Raw genomic sequence first — 23,674 nt, forward strand, 5'->3', positions numbered from 1 at the left:
ACGGTATCCTAGTGAAAAGCTTAGTGGAAAATATGCTAAGTGCGAATATTGCGCTTAGTTATCAGCTGAGTGCCGGCGTTTAGGGGGCGGTAAATGAGCGCTAATAAAGACGAGGCATAAAATAACGATTAACGTTAGCGCATTCGCTCCTGCTTGCAAAGAATAATCAACGGTTGAGTGTAAGAGCATATGTAAAATTGCGACGGCACAGCCAAATGCAGTCCCTTGATAAAGAGGCGTTTTACGTTTAACCATCATATATAAAGCTTTAAATAGCGCATACAGTATGAGTGCGCCGAGCAGTAGAGTCAATGGGAGGCCAATTTCTACAGCAAACTGAATGTAGAGTCGATAATAAAGGTACCTTAAATAAAGTGGAGTTGAGATTGTTTCATGATTAACCTTTTTAGTTTCGAGGTGAGTTAAAAATCTCTAATAACTTTTAAAGTACTTAAAAATTCGTTGCACTCACTTTTTAGACAATCTTGAGAAAGTCTCATCGGCGGTTGAATAAACTGCCCCTGACAAGCATCACAGTGTAATTCAGTGACACTTTTATAGGTTTCTACGTCTTCAACGTGACATGCAATGACTTTAATGCCTAATCCGTGACATATTTGTGTTACAGCCTGAATAAAGTAATTATTGTCGGGGTTCTGCATTAAATCACGCACATAACTACCATCAAGCTTAATAAAATCGATATCTAAACCGCGTAAATATTTAAACGAACTAAGGCTAACACCAAAGTGTTCAATACATAATTTAATACCGTAAGACTTAAGCACTTTGATATGAGCAGTTGCGCTATTTATGTTATCGATTAATGCAGTCTCATTAATTTCAAAATAAAGGTTGTCTAATTGCCCAGTTTTGTCTTGCATAAACGTATCAAGCCACTGAGCGAAAGAGTCACTATGGAGTGATTGGCGGCTCAAATTAAGGGCAATCGGTTTATCTAATCCTCGTTGAATATTGGACCACAGCGCCAAAATTAGCTTTTTATCGAGTTCTGCTGTGAGGTTTAGTCGCTCTGCCATGGCAAATAACTGTGCATTTGCCACGACATTTCCATTATGGTTAAAACGTGCAAATAGCTCGTTATAAATAATTTTAATGCTATTGGCTTCTTTTATCGGTTGAAAAGAAAATTCAATTTCGCCCGTTGCAATAATATCTTTAATTAACGCGCTCCAGTCTTGTAAACCCAAAGCAGGGCCTTGCTCAAAGGCCTTTGACTGAAAACTATCAGTATTAAAACCACTGCCCAGTTGGGCCGTTCCGGCCGTAATCATCGTATCTAGGCGAGATAGCAGTTGGCTTATAGCATCATCATGGGTAAAACCAGTTACGACTAATTGACCAAACCCTTCGGGATAACGGCTAGAGTTTTGGGCGTGCAAAGTTTCATAAGCTTGTTGAACATGCTCTAAACAAATTTCAATACTGCAAGGCAACATAAATATAAAGCTGCCACCAGCAGTGCGAAATACTTTAGAGCCTTCAATTTCATTCACAGCCCCCTGTATAATGGATACGGCTTGCACAACATAATCATCCCCAGCTTGATAGCCAAAATCACGATTGATGCTTTGTAATGAAGGTAAAGTCGTTAGGCCAATTGAATATACATCGGTATGACCGTCTAAATCATGTTGAAAAGCTTTAAACTGGCTTTCAAACGCGCGGCGATTGCCTAATTTGGTTAGTTTGTCTAAATATGCATCTTGAGTGAGTGTTTCAGCATGTTTAGTCATCGACTCAAACGTTTTTTGCACATTTTCCACCATCGCATTAATGGCAGAAGCTAATACGTTGACTTCTTTAGTCCAGTAAAACTTGGGGTTTTGAATAAATTGTTTCTTAGTCACTGCATCTGCTTGGGCTGTAATTGCGGTAATGGGCCTTAATAAGGCTCGTAAAATCAAGTATGCAACAAGTAAACTCGCCACTAAAATACCCAGGGAGCCCCAAAAAGCACGTACACTGTAATCCCACAGTTGCAAATAGGATATGCTAGGGTGACTTGTCACATACAAGGTCCCAGCAATTTGCCAACCGTCATTAACTTCCGACGAGCCAGTAGGAGGCGTTAGCGCAAACCAATTCATAAACCATGCAGGCACAGACTCTACAGACTTTGGGTTTTCTCTGTTGAGTTTAATTGCGCCATGGGTATCAACAAACTTCATCGACTGATAATAACCAGAGTCAAAAATAGCGGCCATCATCGTATCGGCAATCACTAAGTTTTCATCATCCATATATGGAGAAATCGATAACCCTACACTGGTCGCGGCATCTTGAGAGTGGCTGGCCATTTGTTCATTTAAATAATCCCGCGTATGGTCAACGCTGATTAATAAATGCCCAGCAAAGGAAAGTAGGGCTAACACAATGATTAACCCATAAAGTTGAACTTTAAGGCTAATCCCTTTGTGATTAAATTTTGGCATAACTGATTCCTTTTGATTGACTCGCCTCAATGTTGTTCATTTCACCACGCTCAAACTGTTGCATTAGATGTTGCCAAGCAGAAACACCCTTAGAGTTTTTAACTTTTTTACCTAAGCCCTTAGCTTTTGCCATCAATAAACCTTGCCCGTTAAAACAGTAAATAGGTTTATGGTCGCTAGCGGGTTTGATACGTTGCTCGAAATTGTCGAGTACCATAAGGTTACTATTTGGTTTTGCAAAGTAAATAAGAACCATATGAGGTTAGTAAGCAGTTAGTGGACGCACAAATATTCAGCACATTTTTTCTTAAGGAATATTAACCACAATATAGAAAAATACTTAGCAAAGTCATACTTTATCTGAAAGACACAGTATTTCAGTAGGGTTGACTATATACTCATTATTATCCAAAAAAGGACGGTTTTTGGATGTTGAGTTAGGCGCTTGAAACGTGGAGTACTCAATGAAGCTGTGCCATTCATTATCTCAATTATTATCGGCGAGCAACGATAACAAATAGAACTGGCTTGATTATGCTTCACTTTCGTAGCGAATAGATCGATAAATCGAGACGTTTGTCTTCGTTAAATAAGCCTAGAGCCAAAACTTAACTTTGCAAAAGCAACATACTAACGAATAATAAATATTTATAAGTTAATTCAAAGATATAATGCTAGCATTTACATTAATAAAATTATATTACACTGTATTGCATATTTGGATGAAGACAATAAATACAGTAATTAGCTGGCAGCATAACACCAGCAAGGAATGAGTATGAAAGTTACATTTTACGGCATTGGTTATGTGGGCTTAGTACAAGCAACTGTCTTGGCCGACGCAGGCCACGATGTATGCTGTGTCGATATCGACGAAACCCGCATTGAAAACCTTAAAAAGGGCATTATTCCAATTTACGAACCAGGTTTAACGCCACTGGTCGAAAAAAACTTTGCAGAAGGACGCTTAACTTTTACCACCGACGCCAAATTTGGTGTGGAGTTCGGTGACTTACAATTTATAGCAGTAGGCACGCCGCCAGACGAAGACGGTTCAGCCGATTTAAAATACGTATTAAAAGTGGCCGAAACCATTGCCACCCACATGACCAGCCCTAAAGTGATTATTGATAAATCAACGGTACCCGTAGGCACAGCCGATAAAGTTCGCGCACAAGTACAGAGTGTACTCGATGAACGTGGCTCAAACCTTGAGTTTTCAGTGGTATCAAACCCAGAGTTTTTAAAAGAAGGCGCGGCAGTCAACGACTGTAAACGCCCCGACCGCATTGTGATTGGTACCGACAGCGCCGATGCTGAAGAACTGATGCGCGAACTGTACGCACCGTTTAACCGTAACCACGAAAAAATCATCGTGATGGACATAAAAAGTGCCGAGCTAACCAAGTACGCAGCTAACTGTATGCTGGCGACCAAAATCAGCTTTATGAACGAAATGGCGAATATTGCCGAACGTGTTGGAGCCGACATTGAGCATGTGCGCCAAGGTATTGGTTCAGACTCGCGCATTGGGTTTCAGTTTATTTACCCGGGCTGTGGCTATGGCGGCTCGTGTTTTCCTAAAGACGTGCAAGCCTTAGTACGCACCGCTGATGGCATTGGTTATGAGTCACAAATCCTCAAAGCAGTCGAATCAGTCAACTACGCACAAAAAAATAAACTATTCGAATACGTGAGCAAACATTACAATTTGGCCAATAACCCTCAAGCGCTAAAAGGGAAGACATTTGCACTGTGGGGCTTAAGTTTTAAACCTAACACCGACGATATGCGCGAAGCGCCCAGCCGCGTATTAATGGAACAATTGTGGGCTGCGGGGGCAAACGTACGCGCTTATGATCCAGAAGCGATGGAAGAAACTCAGCGCATTTATGGTAGCCGGACCGATTTAAGTCTCATGGGCACCAAAGAATCAGCGCTGAATAACGCTGATGCACTCATTATTTGTACGGAGTGGCAAAACTTCAAAGCCCCAGACTTTGATTTAATAAAGCATCGTCTTAACGAAGCGGTCATTTTTGACGGCCGTAATTTATTTGAACCTACTCGGATGAAAAAGAAAGGTTTTATGTATTGGTCAATAGGACGTTTAGCGCTTTGAGATTAAAATAAAATTGTTGTCGTTACGTTTTGAACCTCACATCAGGTAAGCTATTTTCAGTCAATTCGAAATTTTCAAGCTGTTTTTTTGTGATATACCGCATAAAATAGATGGCATGCAAGTGCATGCCTGTATTAATTAGCTATTAATCAGTTTGTTTAGTTGAGTGTTATAAAATAGAGGTTTTTGCTGCAGCAGCGCTAATAGACTCAAGAGAAAATTGCGTTTTGAGCAGCAATGCATTTGTTAACTAGTTTAAGCCTTTTCGCTACAATTCATTACTTACAGATTTCATGTCCATAAATTTATATAAATTACTTATTAAATACTGTAATCCAGTGTAATAAAAAATCATACTAAAAGCTTAAATTTTTGTTGCTGTTTTTGCAGTGTTTCCGTACAATTGCCGCCATTATTTTGCGGGCAGGTACGCTCGCACCGCTCATATATTCAGCAATTAAAGAATAGGGATATTCGTTACTTTAGATGAAAATTGTCCCTGTCTTGGTTGATAAATTATTACAGGTGACAAATGAAAGTACAAAAAGCAGTCCTTCCTGTTGCGGGATTAGGCACGCGAATGTTGCCTGCGACTAAAGCGACGCCAAAAGAAATGCTGCCCTTGGTTGATAAGCCACTTATCCAGTATGTAGTTAACGAAGCCGTTGCAGCAGGCATAAAAGAAATTGTGTTAGTTACCCACGCTTCTAAAAACGCCATTGAAAACCATTTCGATACCAGCTTTGAACTCGAAGCCACTCTCGAAGCCCGTGTTAAACGTAGTCTATTAGACGAAGTCCGTTCTATTGTACCAAAAGATGTAACCATTATTTCAGTGCGCCAATCAGCCCCTTTGGGTTTAGGTCACGCAGTATTAGCTGCGCGCCCAATCGTTGGTGATGCACCGTTTGCGGTATTGTTACCCGATGTGATCATTGATCAATACAAATCAAATTTAAAAACCGACAACCTTGCGCAAATGATTGCCCGTTTTGAGCAAACGGGTGCCAACCAAATTATGGTCGAATCGGTGCCTCAAGATCTGGTTGAACAGTATGGTGTGGTCGATTTAAATGGCGCTGTAATTTTTGAAGGTGACAGCGCTGTCATATCTGATATGGTTGAGAAACCAGCTTTAAAAGATGCACCGAGTAATCTAGCGATTACTGGCCGTTATGTGTTATCGCAAGCAATTTGGGACTTACTCGAGTATACCCCTCCAGGGGCTGGGGGCGAAATTCAGCTTACCGATGCTTTGCACCAATTACGTTTGCTTGAAACCATCGAAGCCTACCACTTAAAAGGTAAGTCACACGATTGCGGTTCAAAGCTCGGTTATATGCTGGCAAATGTAGAATACGCGATGCAATGCGCTAACTTAGGTGAAGACTTTAAAGCAGGGCTACAGAGCATGTTGGCAATCGAACACGCCAAAGTAAGCAGCAGGCAAACTGGTGAGGCTTAATAAATAAGGAGGATGCCAAATATGCCTGCGTACAGGCGTAAAATTGCGATCCCCAAAGCTGGATACTAAAAAAACAGCTGCGAATTTGTATGCAACAGCACCACAAAATATCAGTAATAACATTGAATTGATACGTTTCAAAAATTTATAAAACAGGTAACATAATGACAATTAAGGTACTCAGTGTATTTGGGACGCGCCCCGAAGCGATAAAGATGGCGCCGTTAGTTAAAGCACTCAATGATGCAGATGGGATTGATGCCAAAGTGTGTGTCACTGCTCAGCACCGCGAAATGCTCGACCAAGTCCTCGAATTGTTTGAAATCGTACCTGAGTACGACCTAAATATCATGAAGCCAGGGCAAAGTTTATACGACGTTACTACCAATATTTTGCTGGGTTTAAAGCCGGTTTTAGAAGAATTCAAACCCGACATCGTGTTAGTGCACGGTGATACCAGTACCACGTTATCAACGAGCCTCGCAGCGTTTTATCAGCAAATTCCGGTTGGTCATGTTGAAGCAGGTTTACGTACGGGTAATTTAAGCTCTCCGTGGCCAGAAGAGGGTAACCGTAAACTGACGGGTGCGATTACCAAACTGCACTTTGCACCGACAGAAACCTCTCAGCAGAATTTACTGAATGAAGCGGTCAACGGCGATGATATTGTCATTACGGGTAATACTGTGATTGATGCTTTATTACAAGTAGTTGAAAAAGTGCAAAACGACACGGATTTAATAGCCACACTCAGTGCTAAATTTCCAGAGCTTGATGAAAATAAAAAGTTGATTTTAGTAACCGGACATCGCCGCGAGAGCTTTGGTGGTGGGTTTGAGCGCATTTGTGAAGCGCTGGCCGAAATAGCCGCAGCGCATCCAGAGGCACAAGTGCTGTACCCGATGCATTTAAACCCCAATGTTCGCGAGCCAGTGAATCGTATTTTAAAAGACGTGAACAATGTTCACTTAATCGAACCACAAGAGTACTTACCGTTTGTGTACCTAATGAATAAAGCACACATTATTGTGACAGATTCGGGTGGTGTGCAAGAAGAAGCGCCGAGTTTAGGTAAGCCAGTTTTGGTGATGCGTGATACGACAGAGCGCCCAGAAGCAGTGGCAGCAGGTACGGTTAAATTAGTGGGTACAGATAAAGACCGTATTGTCAGCGAAGTACATAACTTGCTGACTAACCAAGCTGATTACGACACCATGAGTCGCGCTCATAACCCATACGGTGATGGTCAAGCCTGCGCGCGTATTGTCGCGAAAATTAAACAGCATTTTGCCTAAAATACAGCCGCAAAGGCTAAGGCAACCAGTTAAAGGCAAAACAAGTTAATTTTTTATTGCTCGCGTTGTTTGAGCCAACACAGAAGCTAACACGGCGCGTATCAATCACAAGTTTTAAGGAAAAAGACGATGTCTATCGAAAAAGTATCCGTTATTGGTTTAGGGTATATTGGCCTGCCCACAGCGGCCGTTATTGCATCACGTGGTATGCAAGTCGTGGGTGTTGATGTCAACCAACACGCAGTTGATACCATTAACGCCGGCGACATTCATATTGTAGAGCCCGATTTAGACATTGTAGTACGCGGAGTGGTAACAACGGGTAACTTACGTGCCACCACCACGCCAGAAAAAGCTGACGTATTTATGGTCGCCGTGCCTACGCCATTTATTCACAGTGATTCAGGCGAGCATAAAGCTGACCTAAGCTATATCGAAGCAGCAGCGAATGCCATTGCGCCAGTGCTTGAAAAAGGCAACTTAGTCATTTTAGAAAGTACCTCACCGGTGGGCGCAACAGAGCAGCTGGCCAAATGGCTCAGCGCTGCGCGTAGCGATTTAAGCTTTCCGCAAGACCAAGGCGATGCAGCAGATATTAAGGTGGCACATTGTCCTGAGCGTGTCTTACCTGGTTATGTATTACAAGAGCTGGTATCAAACGACCGTGTTATCGGTGGCATGAGTAAAGCCTGTAGCGCCAAAGCGGTTGAGCTGTACGAAACATTTGTACGCGGTGAATGCATTGTTACTAATGCACGCACAGCAGAAATGGCCAAATTAACCGAAAACTCATTTCGCGATGTCAACATTGCCTTTGCCAATGAGCTTTCAGTGATTTGTGACAAACTCAAAATCAACGTATGGGAATTAGTTAAACTGGCTAACCGCCACCCACGCGTCAATATTTTAAACCCAGGGCCAGGAGTTGGCGGCCACTGTATTGCCGTTGACCCGTGGTTTATTGTTGATAGCTGCCCCGATGAAGCAAAAATTATTCGCCAAGCACGCTTAACCAACGATGCAAAACCGTACTACGTCATTGACCAAATCACCCAAGCGGCTGACCAGTTCAAAAAGCCTGTCATCGCGTGTTTAGGCCTTGCCTTTAAAGCCGACATCGATGATTTACGTGAGAGTCCGGCACTACAAATCGTGCAAGAATTAGCAAGCGCCAACATTGGTGAGATTTTAGCGGTAGAGCCAAATATCAAAGCGTTACCAGCCAAAATGCAAGAAAGCAATGTAGAATTAGTGACACTGGATGCCGCACTTGAAAAAGCGAATGTGATTGTGGTGTTAGTTGACCACAAACAATTTAAAACCGCGGATAAAACACAATTTGTGAAGAAAGTGATCATTGATACGCGTGGAATTATGTAATTATCAATGAAGAGATTATATAGACCAGTTGGTAATAATGCTTATTCACATGTAGTTTAAGCCCTACTTTTAATAACGTTGACGTCAGGTCTGTCATTGTGTGTTCAAAACTTAATGCTTGACTTGGCGGTAGCATTTGGGAAAAGAGCTTATAAATCATTTCAAGCTATTGTAATAGGGTATGGATTTAAACTAATAATTCTATAACTTAAGTTAAACTGTAAATGGTTTAATTGTAATCGTAACTTACAGGTGAGTTATTGAATGCGAGTAAGTCTGTGAGATAATAGCATTGTTTTAATGATGCGATTGTTGAGAGGTTATTGGCAGGCTAACTCTGGCGGGTTTTATAAGTCATTGATACGAATACTGATTAGAAATGATCTTGGTGCGTATTTAAAATGACTGTGAAAGACTAAATGCGACTAACGAGTTGTATACCGCCAGTAGTATAAAGTGATATTCCAAAGGAGGCTGATATCTCTTTATCTTGTGGGTAAGTTACGTGGAGGCTGTTTTAAGTTTAAAAATCAGTTATTGGTGCTGTTATCTGATATGGTGAAATGCTTATAATATCTGCTTCTTCTTTATAGGCTCTTCTTATGCTTGTTCCTGTTATTTTAGCTGGTGGTGCTGGCACCCGTCTCTGGCCTCTGTCGCGAGGCCATTTTCCTAAACAGTTTTTATCCCTCGATCAGAGTGGGGCTTCACTTTTACAACAAACTATTTGTCGCCTAAATGGCCTAAACCATACTGCTCCTATACTTATTTGTAACGAAGCGCATCGTTTTATTGCTGCTGAGCAAGTACGCCAACTTGGTATCGAGCACTCCGGGATAATGTTAGAGCCAGTAGGGCGCAATACGGCACCGGCCATTGCTTTGGCCGCATTTAAAGCCATTGAACAGGGCGATGATCCGTTATTGTTAGTGCTCCCTGCCGATCATGTGATTAAGAAGCAAACGGCGTTTACAAAATCGATTGAACAAGCAACGAAGAGTGCGCTGAAAGGCCAGTTAGTCACTTTTGGTATTGTGGCTAATAACCCAGAAACGGGGTATGGCTACATTAAACGTGGCAATGTTTTAAACAATGGCTTTGTTGTTGATCAATTTGTCGAAAAGCCTAATTTGGCCACGGCACAAGTTTATGTTGAATCAGGTGATTATTATTGGAATAGCGGCATGTTTATGTTTAAAGCCAGCCGTTACCTCAGCGAACTGAACATTCACCGACCTGATATTTATGCTGCGTGCGAGCAAGCAATGGCCGTACAAAATCAAGATTTAGATTTTATACGTGTCGATAAACAAGCGTTTGAAGCCTGCCCAGGTGAGTCGATTGATTATGCGGTGATGGAGCCACTTTGTTCTAAGCCCGATAGCGATGATGTGGTGGTTGTACCAATGGATGCTGACTGGAATGACGTGGGTGGTTTTGCTGCGCTTTGGCAAGTGTCACCGCAAGATGAAAACGGTAATGCCTTCAAAGGTGATGTAAAAGCGGTCGATACAAAAAACACCTTAGTTTTTGGCGAAGATAAGTTAGTCGCCACAGTCGGCGTTGAAGACTTAGTGATTATTAATACCAAAGATTCAGTATTAGTGGCACATAAAGATAAATCTCAGCAAGTTAAAGAGATTGTTAACCAGCTCAAGGCTGATAATCGTTCTGAGGTCACACTTCATCGTGAAGTGTATCGCCCTTGGGGGAAATATGACTCGGTTGATAACGGCGCGCGTTTTCAAGTAAAGCGTATCACCGTCAAACCAGGCGCGAAATTGTCGCTGCAAATGCATCATCATCGCGCTGAGCATTGGATTGTCGTCTCAGGCACCGCCAAAGTTACAAACGGCAATACAGTGAGCTTGTTAACTGAAAATCAATCGACGTACATTCCGGTTGGTGTGATCCACGCCCTTGAAAATCCAGGAAAGGTCGATTTGGAGCTAATTGAAGTACAGTCAGGCTCTTATTTAGGTGAAGACGATATTATTCGCTTTGAAGACAGTTACGGGCGATAAATTCTTTCGAGATTTTAACTGTAAGCACTAATTTGCGGTGCCAGTTTAAGCAAAAGGATTAAATCATCGTTTTAAGATGAGTTAGGTGAATTACGGATAAGCAATAAGCGTGATTATTCACAAAAAAGGAGGTGCTTTGAATTTTCGAAGCTTCAATTTTAATATGAGTTTGCGATCCTTAATTCAATGATTCGCTGATTTTTTATTGGTTGGTAAAGTTGCTGTCGAAAATTTAAACAAAGTTTTGTGCACAATCGATAGTTCGAGAGTGGTATTTTGATCTTGTCATTAATTTCAGTGGGGTCATTTTATGGCCAAAATCTTAAGCCGACTATTTTTCAGGCGCTTTAGCGTTTCAATTCCTGTGTTATCGTGTTGTCATCAGTCTCAGGTGAAACTCAGCGGTCTAATTTTCTTCGTTGAGCGAAAGGAAAAAATACAAGATTAATTACCCGAGTGTGTAAACGTTTGTTGAGGAGAGATAAACAGAGAAAGTGAAGTTTATTACTTTTAGCAAATTTAAATGTGATAAATAGGTTTGAAAGTACGTTTTTGCGTTTTATTTTTCAGGTAAATATGGTTGGATTTTATGAATACGTGGTGGCTCAAAATGTGCCTGAGGTTTCCTTGCTGACAGGAGTGTTTTAAAACCTTCGCCACACCGTTGTTTTTGTGGTGATTGATCCGTTAAAGTTTCACACTAATTAACCATTTGTAAAATTTGCATCTGGTGCAAAAAACTTTAGACACAAAAAGAATCTTGGTTGTATCGAAAATACTGCAATACTTAGTTTAGTTGATGCTGCGCGTGTGTTTAAATACCCACAAACAGATAATAGGAGAATTTCATGGCGATTTTAGTCACAGGCGGTAACGGATATATCGGCAGTCATACTGTGGTTGAGTTATTAAATTTAGGCCACGATGTGGTGGTGTTTGATAACTTATCGAATTCTAACTTAGCGGTCTTAAACCGGATTGAAACCATAACAGGTAAACAACCGCATTTTATAGAAGGCGACATTCGTGATAGCGCAGCGCTTGATGCCGTCTTTACTGCACATAGTATTTCAGCGGTGATCCATTTTGCAGGTTTAAAAGCGGTGGGTGAGTCGGTGGCCATGCCTCTTAGTTATTACGATAACAATGTTTGCGGTAGTTTGCGATTGCTCGAGGCGATGAAGAAAGCGGGAATAAAGAAAATAATCTTCAGTTCGTCTGCGACAGTGTATGGCTCGCCTGAGCGACTCCCGATTGATGAAAACTGTGCACTGCGCACCACTAACCCTTATGGTGCAAATAAGTTACAAGTTGAACAAATGCTTGGCGATGTTTGTGTAAGTGACGCTAATTGGTCGGTGGTGGCGCTGCGTTATTTCAACCCTGTTGGGGCGCACAAGTCGGGCTTAATTGGTGAAATGCCTAATGGTATTCCTAATAATTTATTGCCTTATGTAACGCAAACAGCGCTTGGCATGCGTGAAAAATTGTCGGTCTTTGGTGGCGATTACGACACCCATGACGGGACAGGTGTACGAGACTACATTCATGTGGTGGATTTAGCACTTGGTCATATTTGTGCCCTTAATTTACTCGACAGTCAAACAGGTTTTGAGCCGATTAATTTAGGCACGGGTACGGGTTATTCTGTGTTAGATATCGTTAATTCGTTTGAATCGGTTAATAACATTAAAGTCCCGTATGTGATTGCAGAGCGCCGCCCTGGCGATATTGCGACGTGTTACGCTGATCCGCAAAAAGCCAAAACGCTGCTTAATTGGCAAGCCAAGCAAACCCTTGACGATATGATGCGTGATGCATGGCATTGGCAAAGCAATAACCCCAAAGGGTATGACGCTTAAGCTGGCTCACTGCCATTTAGCTATATAAAGCCTCATTTGTGAGGCTTTTTTGTGCTTGTCGTTTTATCTGTACTGAGTTGCTCAGACTTGGCTTCCCTTGTAGTATCTTCTGCATCTTTATGCCCCTAAGAAAATAAACTATGTTGCTAGAAAAAATATTTAAAATTCACGAACTAGGTTCGAATGTGCGAACAGAAGTGATTGCTGGGATCACCACGTTTGTCACTATGGTGTATATCGTATTTGTTAACCCAGCTATGCTGGCAGAAGCAGGCATTGATCAAGGTGCGGCGTTTGCTGCAACCTGTATTGCTGCCGCGATTGGGTGTTTTATTATGGGGTTTTGGGCCAATTACCCATTAGCGTTAGCGCCCGGGATGGGCCTGAATGCATTTTTTACGTATGGTGTGGTACTTGGCATGGGGCATACTTGGCAAGCTGCGCTGGCTGCTGTGTTTTTTTCTGGCTGTCTATTTTTGATTCTCAGCTTATTTAAAGTGCGCGAATGGATCATCAATGCAATCCCAGCAGTGCTTAAATTAGCTATTGCAACCGGCATAGGGGCTTTTTTAGCACTTATCGCTCTTAAAAATGCGGGTATTATCGTCGCAAGCCCAGCAACATTCGTGCAGCTTGGCGACATCACCCAGCCAGGTCCATTACTCGCGATTGCGAGTTTTTTCTTTATCGCTGCTTTGTTGTACCGAGATATTAAAAGCGGGGTGTTATTGAGTATTCTACTTGTGACTATGGTCGCGTTGGCGCTGGGTTTAGTGGAATATACAGGCCTTATTGATACGCCGCCTTCACTGGCACCGACTTTTATGCAGTTAGATTTTGCTGCTGCGCTTGAGTTGTCAATGCTGAGTGTGATTTTTGCTTTTTTGTTTGTCGATTTATTTGATACCTCTGGGACTTTAGTGGCGGTGTCACAAAAAGCAGGGATCGCTGATCACTCAGGTCAAATTCCGCGCCTAGGTCGCGCGCTCAGTGCTGATAGTACCGCCACCATTGCAGGGGCGACATTAGGCACATCAACTACTACGTCGTATATTGAGTCTGTTGCAGGGGTATCTGTGGGTGGGCGCACGGGTTTAACAGCCGTAGTGGTTGGCTGTTGTTTTTTGCTGATGCTCTTTTTTGCCCCGTTAGCGGCCATGGTGCCTGCATATGCAACCGCGGGTGCTATTTTGTATGTAGCGGTTTTGATGTTACAAAATCTTAAATTAATCGATTGGGATGACATGACCGAAGCAGTGCCCGTTTGTACGGTGTTATTGATGACACCACTGACCTTTTCAATTGCCCATGGTATTTCATTGGGATTTATTGCCTATACGGCAGTCAAATTACTGTGCGGAAAACGTCACGACATTAGTATGAGTGTGTGGATTTTAACTAGTCTATTTATACTAAAATTTGCATTTTTATAAGCTAAAAGTATAAGGTTGTATTTGATTGGATACAACCTTATTATTAATTCCATTGTGTAACAGTCACTTATAAAATGGCTGAGATCAGCAATATTTTCTCATTTACATTCCTATACAATCGCTCGTTTTTTATACTTTTATTTGCCGCTTTAACCCTGTACATTTGCGCAAAATTTGAACTGAACAGGACCTATAAATGCGTTTAAAGAAGAAGTTATTGTTATCATTTTTGTTATTGGGGGTGATACCTGCAGCGATTATTGCTGTTGTGTCATTGGTCATGGCAAGTAATGCATTGGAGCAACAAGTTTATAATAAGCTCACCTCAATCAAGCATATTAAAAAAGCACAAATAGAGCAGTACTTTGTTCAAGCTGAAGCTGATCTTAACATTGTTAAAAACTCGTGGTCAGTGCTTGATAATGGACAATATTCTTTAAGCGATAAAGCACACAATTATCATGATTTTTATCAAGATTTTATTCTTCAACAAGGCTATTACGACTTATTTGTTATCAATCCACATGGCGATATTGTCTATACCGTAGCTAAAGAAAGTGATTATCAAACAAATCTTATCCATGGGCTCTATAGAGACACAGGGTTGGCTGATTTATTTATGCAGGTAAAGTCGCGGGGGCAATTTTCAGTTGAAGACTTTAAACGTTATGCACCGAGTAATAACGAACCAGCGGCATTTATTGGACTACCCGTTTATAAACAGGGCCAACTACAGATGGTATTAGCGCTACAGCTATCGATAGATAAAATTAATACGCTAATGCAACAACGTGAAGGAATGGGCAAAACGGGCGAAACTTACTTAGTGGGTGATGATTTATTAATGCGCTCAGATTCATTTTTAGATCCCATTGGCCATTCAGTGAAAGCAAGCTTTGCGGGAAATGTTGCTAGTAATGGCGTTGATACCCAAGCTGTACGTAAAGGTTTGGCTGGTTTATCAAACACAGAAATTGTGATTGACTATAATGGCAACCCCGTACTTTCAGCGTATGTGCCAATTGAGTTTGATCATTTTAAGTGGGTTCTGTTAGCTGAAATTGACGAAGCGGAAGCATTTGCACCAGTTAAAAGCTTACGGTGGATTATCAAGTTTGTGGTGGCTATGGCTGTGTTGGCTGTATTGATTGTTGCGTATTTTGTGGCGCGCTCTATTTTAAGGCCTTTGGGTGGTGAACCAAAAGAAATGCAAGCCTTGAGTGAACGGATTGCGAATGGTGATTTATCTCTCTGTTTTTCTGAGCAATCCGCATCGGGCGTAATGGCCGCGATGAAAAAAATGACTGCAAATTTACACGGTGTGATGGGATCAGTGATTGATTCTACGGGTGTGTTGTCGGCAACGGCAGAGCAAACAAAGACCGTGAGTCTACAAGCAAATCATAGCTTGCAAGAGCAAAATGTGAATATTGAAAATGTCAGTACAGCGATGCACGAAATGACCATGTCGATTGAAGATGTCGCCCAAAATGCCCGCAATGTGGCTGATTTAAGCAATGCAGCGTTAACGACGACGAAAAATGCAGATGCGAGCTTGAATAAAAGTCAGCAAATTATGCAGCAACTAGGCCATGAGGTAGACAGCACTGAACATCTTATTACTGAAGTCGATGGTTTTTCTCGCCAGATCAGTAGTGTACTTGAAGTCATTAACACCATTGCAGAGCAAACTAATTTATTAGCGCTCAATGCAGCAATTGAAGCAGCCAGAGCCGGAGAGCAGGGTCGAGGCTTTGCTGTAGTTGCCGATGAGGTACGTCAATTGGCGCATCAGACGCAACAATCTATTGAGAAAACGGAACAAATGATTTCTCAGTTACAACTTGGTACTGCTAGCGCGGTCAAAGCAATGAAGGTGATGAATGAGCTTACTCTTTCATCTACGGTTATGATAAATGACAGCGCTGTTTCTGTTTGTCAAACCTTAGAAGAAGTCACTAATATGAGTGCCCAAGCAGAACAAATTGCAGCTGCCGTACATCAGCAAACCGCGACATCAGAAGAGATAAATCAAAGCATGGTGTCAATCCATCAAGTTGCGATAGAAAACGCAGCAGGGGCTGAGCAAGTATCAAGTGCGAGTAATGAGCTTCACCAACTTGCAGCGACGCTGAAACAGCTGACGGCTTCGTTTAAGTTGAATGCACACTAAAAATCAGTGTCCTTTAATTAAACAGTTTTTATATTGTAAAGGTATAATTTAGTTCATTTTTACATAAGGCGATGTGTTAATACATCGCCTTATTATTTTGTTTTTTCTGATAATCAGTGTGTTACGAAATTATTACCAAGCAGGTGGTGATGTTTTGTACATTTATAGAAACATTAATAAGATCGATTCCTATTTAAGTGCAGCTTTATTTCGGGTACTTTAGCGCATCTTTGAGGAACTTGAGTAAATATGGATGCGTTTAAAAAATAAACTATTGATTTCTTTCCTTTCTTTAGGAATTCTTCCTGCTGCAGTGATTGCCATTGTTTCGTTATTTATTGCCAGTGATTCACTTGAAACCCAAGCCTACAATCAGCTTACCTCGGTCAAAGCCATCAAAAAGCAACAAATTGAAAGCTACTTTGCGAAAAGTCACGCCGATATGATCACAATGGAACAAACTTGGCAGAACTTAGTTAAATACAATCCCGAGATTTCTACGTTTGAGCTGGCTGAACGTTATGATGCATTTTTTCGTCGGTTTATTGATGAGCATGGTTACTATGATTTTTTCATTATCACGCCAGATGGCCACGTCAGTTATACCGTTACAAAAGAAGCAGATTTTGATAGTAATTTAATCACTGGACCTTACAAGCGTTCAGGTTTGGCTTCCTTGTTTAAACGTGTGAGTGAATCTCGTCAATACGTAATAGAAGATTTCAGTCCATATGCACCAAGCAATAACGAGCCCGCTGCATTTATAGGTGTACCGGTGATGGAACAAGGAAAGCTAGTGGCAGTTGCGGCGTTACAGTTGTCAATAGAGCGGATCAATCAATTGATGCAACAACGGGATGGAATGGGCGAAACCGGTGAAACCTACTTAGTGGGTGCTGATTTACGGATGCGTTCAGATTCATTTTTAGATCCGCATGGTCATTCAGTGGTCGCGAGTTTTGCTGGCAATATTAAAGAGAATGGAGTGGATACTAAAGCAGTCAAACAGGCTCTGATGGGCGTGTCTGCGACCGAAATTATTATCGATTACAATGGTAATCCGGTTTTATCAGCGTTTACTCCGATTGATGTGAAAGGCTTAAAGTGGGTATTGTTGGCTGAAATTGATGAATCTGAAGCATTTGCACCTGTGGATAAATTAGCCTGGATTATTAAAGCAATTGTGTTATTTACCGTCGGGTGTGTGTTCGCTGTTACCGTGATTGTTGCGCAATCAATTTTACGTCCACTTGGTGGTGAACCAAGCTTGATGCAAGCCATCAGTGAGCGGATCGCATCTGGTGATTTATCGAGCCACTTTGCTGCGCAAGAAAAGCCCGCAACTGGGGTCTATCAGGCGATGATCCAAATGAATCTTAATTTGCAAAAAGTGCTCACTACGATTGTCGATTCAACAGGCTTGTTATCGTCGACAGCTGCACAAACCAGTGCAGCCAGTGCGCAAGCGAACTCTAGCCTCCAAGAGCAGCATGCAAATATTGCCAGTGTGTCGTCGGCCATGCAAGAAATGGTGGCGACGATTGAAGATGTTGCAACCAACGCGCGTAATGTCGCAGAGTTAACCCAAAGTGCTCAATATACCTCTGAAGATGCTAACCAATCATTAATGGCGACGATCAGCAATATCGACATTTTATGTGCTGGAGTTTCCAATGCCACCGAGGTGATCAAACAAGTCGCCAGCCATTCGCAGCAAATTGGTGGAGTGTTAGAAGTAATCCAAGGTATTGCTGAGCAAACCAATTTATTGGCTCTCAACGCAGCCATTGAAGCCGCCAGAGCGGGTGAGCAAGGCCGTGGGTTTGCCGTGGTGGCCGATGAAGTACGGCAATTGGCACAAAAAACGCAACAATCGACCCGTCATATTGAAGCCATGATTGAACAACTGCAACAAGGGACAGAAGAGGCCGTGAAGGTGATGGGTGAGTCAACCGACATCGCACGTACAACCATAGATTCTGCGCGTACATCAGGCAAAGCTATCGAACGCAGCTTAATAGAAATCCAAGATATCGCGCAAAATGCACAATTAATTGCGACAGCGGCTGAGCAACAATCTGTCAGTGCTGAAGAAGTAAATCAAAGTATGGTCTCGATCAATCAAGCGGCCGTCGATAATGCAGCGGGGGCCGATCAGGTTTCGGCTGCGAGTTTAGAGTTGAATAATTTAGCGGGCGATCTAAAGCAGGTGACCACTCAATTTAAGCTGAGTGCTTAATTTCATGTAAAAAAACGCGCTCATAGGCGCGTTTTGTTCAAGGGAAATCATACAATTACAATCAAGTGTGTTTTTTTGCAAAATAACAGCCGAACGAGGGCAGGTTAAGCTGGTTATTTACAAGTTGGCCACTGTGGTGGCTTATTTGTGCCATCTCAGTTAATCGAGTGTCGGCAAGAGTCATCGAGGCAGCTTGTTGACTTAAGTTAAAACAACAGAGAATGGTTTCGTTTTGGTAATGTCGCCAAAAGGCCAAGATGGGCTCCGCGGTCTCAATAAATGTAATGTCACCCACTTGCAAAGCAGGGTACTGTTTACGCCAATTCAAAAATTCTCGGTATGCATGTAGGCATGAACCGTTAGCAGCCTCTTGTTTATCGACCGACAGTGTTTGATGATCCGCAGCAACAGGCAACCAAGGTTTACCATTGGAAAAACCTGCATGCTCGCTTAATTCATTCCACGGGTGAGGCGTGCGGCAACCATCACGGCCTTTAAAATTAGGCCAAAAGGTAATGCCATACGGATCTTGCAAATCTTCAAACGCGACGTCGGCTTCTGTTAAGCCCAGTTCTTCACCTTGGTACATGCAGACGCTGCCGCGCAGTGACGCGAGTAATGCGGTGAGCATTTTTACTTGTTGATCGCTTCGACCTGCTCCTTGCGCCCAACGGCTTGCCACTCGAGTTACATCGTGATTGCTAAATGCCCAACACGGCCAACCTTCGGTCATTTGTGTTTCAAGACCTTGCACTGTTTCTTTGATATAGCTAGCGCTGTAATCGTTAGTTAATAGCTCGAAGCTGTAGCCCATGTGCAATTTATCACCATCGGCAGTGTAATCGGCCATGGTGGCCAAAGAGTCTTCCGAGGAAATTTCACCCAGTGATACTGTGCCTGGATATTGATCCAGCAAGGCACGAATTGACTTCATAAATTCGAGGTTTTCAGGTTGAGTATTGTTGTAATAGTGATACTGAAATGCGTAAGGGTTGTCTTCACTAAAACCGCGACCTTGGCGTTTTGCTTCCGGTTTCGCTGGATTGTCTCGAAGTAAAGCGTCGTGATAGCAAAAGTTAATTGCATCGAGCCTAAACCCATCGACGCCACGTTTAAGCCAAAATTCCACATTATCCAGCACCGCCTGACGGACATCAGGGTTATGAAAGTTTAAATCTGGCTGTTCAGTCAAAAAGTTATGTAAATAGTATTGTTTTCTTCTTGGCTCCCATTGCCAAGCGGGCCCACCAAAAATGGACAGCCAGTTATTCGGTGCGGTGCCATCTTCTTTGGGATCGGCCCAGACATACCAATCCGCTTTTTCATTTTGGCTATCTTGGCGACTTTGCGTAAACCAAGCATGTTGATCAGAGGTGTGACTGAGCACCTGATCGATGATAATTTTAATATCGCGTTGATGGGCTTGTGCAATTAGTTCATCAAAGTCGGCTAGGGTGCCAAAAATAGGGTCGATATCGCGATAATCACTAATGTCATAGCCAAAGTCTTTCATCGGAGATTTAAAAAAGGGCGAAATCCAAATTGCATCGACCGCCAAGCTTTTGATGTAATCAAGGCGGGCAATGAGCCCGGGGATATCGCCAATACCATCTTGATTTGAATCTTGAAAGCTACGTGGGTAGATTTGATAAATAACGGCACCTTGCCACCATTCGAGCTTGGCCATGGACTCTCCAAAACCTAATAGGTCTACTTGTTGTTTTTAGTGAACGAGTGCAGTGACTCGCATTTGATGACAAAAGCATACGTTATCCATTTTTTTCTGTAAAAGGCATGCATACGTATGCATGATAATCGGTTGGTTTTAAGGCACTTAAGCCGCTTTAAAACTCAGGATTGGTCTAAGAATAGGCTGAGGTTTAGCATGAGTTGACCAAACGCGTGATTTTTTAGCTTGCGCCGTTATTTAATGACATTTTTGTGACGAAAATAGCGCTGCACCAATCTGTTTTGCTGGTATGCACGAACTTGGTGCATACTTTAATACTTTGGTCTGACCAATTGACACAAAAAGGAAGGGTGTTTCTGTTTTCGATTTTTTAACATTAAAAGCATGGAATATGAGTCGAGGTTTCGAGCTTGATCTGCGCTTTAAAAATAATTAATAGCTGATAAGCCCTTCAAAACAGTGGATTCTGCGATTTATTAATCTTGTTTGGTAACTTCTTTTAAATATCGGGGACTTAGCACTACACTTGTAAAAATATTGTTAACTTTCGTCGGGGTATTTTCGTTGAATACGTATGCAGTCAGTTGTATCAGAATTGTTGCAAGCGTTACTATTTTTACCGACAACAAAAGCGACCCAATTTGGTGCACTCGCTACGCTTTAACACTCGCACTAATTTGGGGCTATTTACAAAATAGTCAATCGGGATAAAACACTATGTCTATATTTAAGCCAAGTATGCTAACTCTGGCACTTGTTTCAGCTGGGATCGGTTCATTCTCAGCGTATGCAGCAGAAGAACAAAAAAACAAAGAAGCAGTAGCTGAAGAAGTCGAAGTTATTGAAGTGCGTGGTATGCGTCGCAGTATCGTTGAATCAATTAACGTTAAACGCTTTGCATCAAATGTGGTTGAGTCTATCTCTGCTGAAGATATCGGTAAATTACCCGATTCTTCCATTGCTGAATCAATTGCACGTTTACCGGGTTTAGCGGCACAACGTCTTGATGGACGTGCGAGCCGAGTGTCTATCCGAGGTTTTGGCGAAAACGAAAGCGGCACGACATTTAATGGTCGTGAGCAAGTGTCAATTAGTGACAATCGTGGCGTTGAATTTGATCTGTATCCTTCAGAAATCATGAGCGGCGTTACTGTGTATAAAACCCCGAATGCGACCTTAGAAGGTGAAGGCATTGCGGGCGTGATTGATATGCAAACGATTAAGCCACTGTCGATTGATGAGCGTGTTGTACAAATTAATACCCAATTTGAACAAACCAGTTTTGATAAGCTGAATCCTGATGGCGCAGACACTGGTTTTCGTGGAACATTCTCTTATGTAGATAAGTTCGCCGATGACACGGTCGGTGTCGCTTTTGCGTATTCAAGTATGAGCTCTCCAAATCAAGAAAAACGTTGGAACTCATGGGGTTACCCTGAATTTACTGCGGCTGATGGCAAAGAGTACTCGATTTTAGGGGGAGCGAAACCGTTTGTGCGTTCTTCTGAACTTGAACGAGATTCGATGATGTTGGTGATTGAAGCTGCGCCTTCTGATGATTTACAACTGACATTCGATGCGTTGTATGTTGATTTCCTCGATACAAAAATCCTTCGTGGTATTGAAGTGCCGTTTGCTTGGGGTCAAGGCAATGTTTCAGCGCTTGAAATTGATGACGCGACTGGTTTTATCACTAAAGGTATGACCGAAGGGCAGCGTGTTGTGGTGCGAAATGACCATGAAGAGCGTGATGCAGAACTTTCGTCATTTGGTTTTAATGCTGACTATCAACTCAATGATAGCTGGTCCGTCGAATTTGACGTGAGCTACTCGAAAGTTGAACGTAAAATTTGGAGTATGGAAAGCTACGCGGGTACGGGGCGGGGTGATTCAGCAGGCGTTGCGGATAACTTAGGATATGAATTTAATGCCGGGAATACTGGCGCGATGTTCACTCATCAATTGGATTACAGTGACTATAGCTTGATTCAATTAGGTGGCCCATTAACGTGGGGCTGGAGTTCAGCACTAAACGATAGCCTGGCGATTACAGGTACACCGCTTGAAAATACTGGCCAAGATGGCTTTATTAATACCCCAACCATCGATGACGAATTAAAAGCCATTAAACTAGCGGCCACTCAAATCATCGACACAGAGGTGGTTTCTGCCATCACTTATGGTGTGTCACAACGCGCTCGTGAAAAACAAAAAGTATCTGAAGGTTACTTCATGACGCTTAATGCCTTCCCTGGCATGTTAGAAGTGCCACAAGATTATCGTTTAGGCACGGCATCGTTAGACTTTATAGGCATGGGCAATATGATTGCGTATGACTCAAAAGGATTAATTGATGATGGTTATTACACGTTATTAGCCGAAAGCTTAACAAATTCAAAACATGCGACTAAATCGTGGACAGTGAAAGAAACGATTACCTCTGCGTTTGTGCAAGCCGACATCAATACCGAAGTGGCGGGTATGGCGCTAACAGGTGGCGCGGGTCTGCGTTATGTGCACACTGAACAATCTTCACAAGGCTCGGCGTTTACTACCAATAGTGCGGGCCTAGTGGTTGCATCACCGACAGACATTGATCACAGTTATTCACACTTGCTACCGAGCTTAAATTTAGTGTTGAAGTTGGATGATGAGCAATCGTTACGTTTTGGTGTCGCTAAAACGATTTCTCGCGCACGTATGGATGATATGAATGCGTCAATTGATGCTAACTACAGTCAAAATCAACCTGACGATAATGGCAATTACTGGTCAGTGAGTGGCGGTAATCCATCACTTGAGCCAAAAGAAGCGACCGGTATTGATTTATCGTATGAAAACTACTTCTCAGACGAAGGGTATTTCTCTGTGGCGTTATTCCACAAAGATTTAAATCAATGGATTTTTGATGGTAATTATGAAGTAGACATGACGGGAGTGGCTGATCCGGCGACTGGCGAAATCCCACCTCATTCAACCGGTACTGGCTCTGGTAAAGTCAATGGCGGTGGCGGTACATTATGGGGCTACGAGTTAGCTGTTACATTCCCATTCAAATTAATTGATGAATCATTAGAAGGTTTTGGTATTCAAGCAAGCCATACTGGGATTGATTCTGATATGGAAGACCAAAACGGGAATGAATTTGAGTTGCCTGGGTTATCTGACAAGATCCAAACTTTTACCTTCTATTATGAAAACTATGGTTTCCAAGCTCGAGCTTCGATGCGTAAACGTAGTGACTTTAAAGGTGATGTCTATGGCATTGGTTTTGACTCACAACAAGTTGATATCTTAGGCGAAACGATTTGGGACGCGCAATTAGGGTATAGTTTTGAAGAATCTTCTGTTGAATCATTACAAGGATTGACTGTGTCATTCCAAGTACAAAACTTAACAGAAGAGCCGTTTACTGCATTGAGTGGCGACAACAATTTGCAAGTACGTGATTACCAAGATTATGGTCGTACTTACTTATTGGGTTTAAGCTACAAATTTTAACGGCTAGATAACCGTTCACTATCCAATGAAAAAG

The 23,674-nt window shown here is 42.2% G+C and carries 14 protein-coding genes; 10 read left to right on the forward strand and 4 right to left on the reverse strand.

What is annotated here, in order from left to right; translation table 11 throughout:
* Window positions 1-54 precede the first annotated feature (54 nt).
* From AC3KVK_RS07025 to AC3KVK_RS07035, 3 genes are all read right to left on the reverse strand, one after another.
* Window positions 55-258, reverse strand: a complete 204-nt coding sequence (locus AC3KVK_RS07025; protein ID WP_490312116.1) for a hypothetical protein — start codon at window positions 256-258, stop codon at window positions 55-57.
* Window positions 259-422: 164 nt separating this feature from the next.
* On the reverse strand, window positions 423-2,456 hold the full coding sequence (locus AC3KVK_RS07030; protein WP_490312115.1) for a bifunctional diguanylate cyclase/phosphodiesterase: 2,034 nt from the start codon (window positions 2,454-2,456) through the stop codon (window positions 423-425).
* On the reverse strand, window positions 2,443-2,589 hold the full coding sequence (locus AC3KVK_RS07035; RefSeq protein ID WP_490312114.1) for a hypothetical protein: 147 nt from the start codon (window positions 2,587-2,589) through the stop codon (window positions 2,443-2,445). The genes AC3KVK_RS07030 and AC3KVK_RS07035 overlap by 14 nt, the downstream gene beginning before the upstream one ends.
* 645 nt (window positions 2,590-3,234) lie before the next feature.
* Here AC3KVK_RS07035 and AC3KVK_RS07040 point away from each other — a divergent pair.
* The 9 genes from AC3KVK_RS07040 (at window position 3,235) to AC3KVK_RS07080 (ending at window position 18,449) form a co-directional block, all read left to right on the forward strand.
* Window positions 3,235-4,578 (forward strand): UDP-glucose dehydrogenase family protein, encoded by a 1,344-nt coding sequence (locus tag AC3KVK_RS07040; protein ID WP_490312113.1) that lies wholly within the window; start codon window positions 3,235-3,237, stop codon window positions 4,576-4,578.
* 532 nt (window positions 4,579-5,110) lie between these two features.
* Window positions 5,111-6,043, forward strand: coding sequence for a UTP--glucose-1-phosphate uridylyltransferase GalU (galU, locus tag AC3KVK_RS07045; protein WP_490312112.1), 933 nt, complete (start codon window positions 5,111-5,113; stop codon window positions 6,041-6,043).
* Window positions 6,044-6,207: 164 nt separating this feature from the next.
* Complete coding sequence (wecB, locus tag AC3KVK_RS07050) at window positions 6,208-7,338, forward strand: non-hydrolyzing UDP-N-acetylglucosamine 2-epimerase (protein ID WP_490312111.1); 1,131 nt, start codon at window positions 6,208-6,210, stop codon at window positions 7,336-7,338.
* Between the two features lie 129 nt (window positions 7,339-7,467).
* On the forward strand, window positions 7,468-8,718 hold the full coding sequence (gene wecC, locus AC3KVK_RS07055; protein WP_490312110.1) for a UDP-N-acetyl-D-mannosamine dehydrogenase: 1,251 nt from the start codon (window positions 7,468-7,470) through the stop codon (window positions 8,716-8,718).
* 602 nt (window positions 8,719-9,320) lie between these two features.
* Window positions 9,321-10,742 (forward strand): mannose-1-phosphate guanylyltransferase/mannose-6-phosphate isomerase, encoded by a 1,422-nt coding sequence (locus AC3KVK_RS07060; protein ID WP_490312109.1) that lies wholly within the window; start codon window positions 9,321-9,323, stop codon window positions 10,740-10,742.
* 848 nt (window positions 10,743-11,590) lie between these two features.
* Entirely contained in the window at window positions 11,591-12,604 is a 1,014-nt protein-coding gene (gene galE / locus AC3KVK_RS07065) for a UDP-glucose 4-epimerase GalE (RefSeq protein WP_490312108.1), read from the forward strand.
* Between the two features lie 143 nt (window positions 12,605-12,747).
* On the forward strand, window positions 12,748-14,037 hold the full coding sequence (locus tag AC3KVK_RS07070) for an NCS2 family permease (protein WP_490312212.1): 1,290 nt from the start codon (window positions 12,748-12,750) through the stop codon (window positions 14,035-14,037).
* Window positions 14,038-14,233: 196 nt separating this feature from the next.
* Complete coding sequence (locus AC3KVK_RS07075) at window positions 14,234-16,210, forward strand: methyl-accepting chemotaxis protein (protein WP_490312107.1); 1,977 nt, start codon at window positions 14,234-14,236, stop codon at window positions 16,208-16,210.
* A 253-nt stretch (window positions 16,211-16,463) separates the two neighbouring features.
* Window positions 16,464-18,449, forward strand: a complete 1,986-nt coding sequence (locus AC3KVK_RS07080) for a methyl-accepting chemotaxis protein (protein ID WP_490312106.1) — start codon at window positions 16,464-16,466, stop codon at window positions 18,447-18,449.
* Between the two features lie 61 nt (window positions 18,450-18,510).
* Here the strand turns inward: AC3KVK_RS07080 and AC3KVK_RS07085 are convergent, their stop codons facing one another.
* Window positions 18,511-20,136 (reverse strand): alpha-glucosidase family protein, encoded by a 1,626-nt coding sequence (locus tag AC3KVK_RS07085; RefSeq protein ID WP_490312105.1) that lies wholly within the window; start codon window positions 20,134-20,136, stop codon window positions 18,511-18,513.
* Between the two features lie 720 nt (window positions 20,137-20,856).
* Here AC3KVK_RS07085 and AC3KVK_RS07090 point away from each other — a divergent pair.
* Entirely contained in the window at window positions 20,857-23,640 is a 2,784-nt protein-coding gene (locus tag AC3KVK_RS07090; protein ID WP_490312104.1) for a TonB-dependent receptor, read from the forward strand.
* Window positions 23,641-23,674 lie beyond the last annotated feature (34 nt).

The organism is Pseudoalteromonas sp. J2K-J979, from assembly GCF_058169715.2.

Excerpts from the sequence above, each read along its gene's own strand:
- wecB (WP_490312111.1), top strand. The coding sequence starts at position 6,208 with ATGACAATTAAGGTACTCAGTGTATTTGGGACGCGCCCCGAAGCGATA.
- AC3KVK_RS07030 (WP_490312115.1), bottom strand. The coding sequence starts at position 2,456 with ATGCCAAAATTTAATCACAAAGGGATTAGCCTTAAAGTTCAACTTTAT.
- AC3KVK_RS07085 (WP_490312105.1), bottom strand. The coding sequence starts at position 20,136 with ATGGCCAAGCTCGAATGGTGGCAAGGTGCCGTTATTTATCAAATCTAC.
- AC3KVK_RS07080 (WP_490312106.1), top strand. The coding sequence starts at position 16,464 with ATGCGTTTAAAAAATAAACTATTGATTTCTTTCCTTTCTTTAGGAATT.
- wecC (WP_490312110.1), top strand. The coding sequence starts at position 7,468 with ATGTCTATCGAAAAAGTATCCGTTATTGGTTTAGGGTATATTGGCCTG.
- AC3KVK_RS07035 (WP_490312114.1), bottom strand. The coding sequence starts at position 2,589 with ATGGCAAAAGCTAAGGGCTTAGGTAAAAAAGTTAAAAACTCTAAGGGT.
- AC3KVK_RS07025 (WP_490312116.1), bottom strand. The coding sequence starts at position 258 with ATGATGGTTAAACGTAAAACGCCTCTTTATCAAGGGACTGCATTTGGC.
- galE (WP_490312108.1), top strand. The coding sequence starts at position 11,591 with ATGGCGATTTTAGTCACAGGCGGTAACGGATATATCGGCAGTCATACT.
- AC3KVK_RS07040 (WP_490312113.1), top strand. The coding sequence starts at position 3,235 with ATGAAAGTTACATTTTACGGCATTGGTTATGTGGGCTTAGTACAAGCA.
- AC3KVK_RS07075 (WP_490312107.1), top strand. The coding sequence starts at position 14,234 with ATGCGTTTAAAGAAGAAGTTATTGTTATCATTTTTGTTATTGGGGGTG.
- galU (WP_490312112.1), top strand. The coding sequence starts at position 5,111 with ATGAAAGTACAAAAAGCAGTCCTTCCTGTTGCGGGATTAGGCACGCGA.
- AC3KVK_RS07090 (WP_490312104.1), top strand. The coding sequence starts at position 20,857 with ATGTCTATATTTAAGCCAAGTATGCTAACTCTGGCACTTGTTTCAGCT.
- AC3KVK_RS07060 (WP_490312109.1), top strand. The coding sequence starts at position 9,321 with ATGCTTGTTCCTGTTATTTTAGCTGGTGGTGCTGGCACCCGTCTCTGG.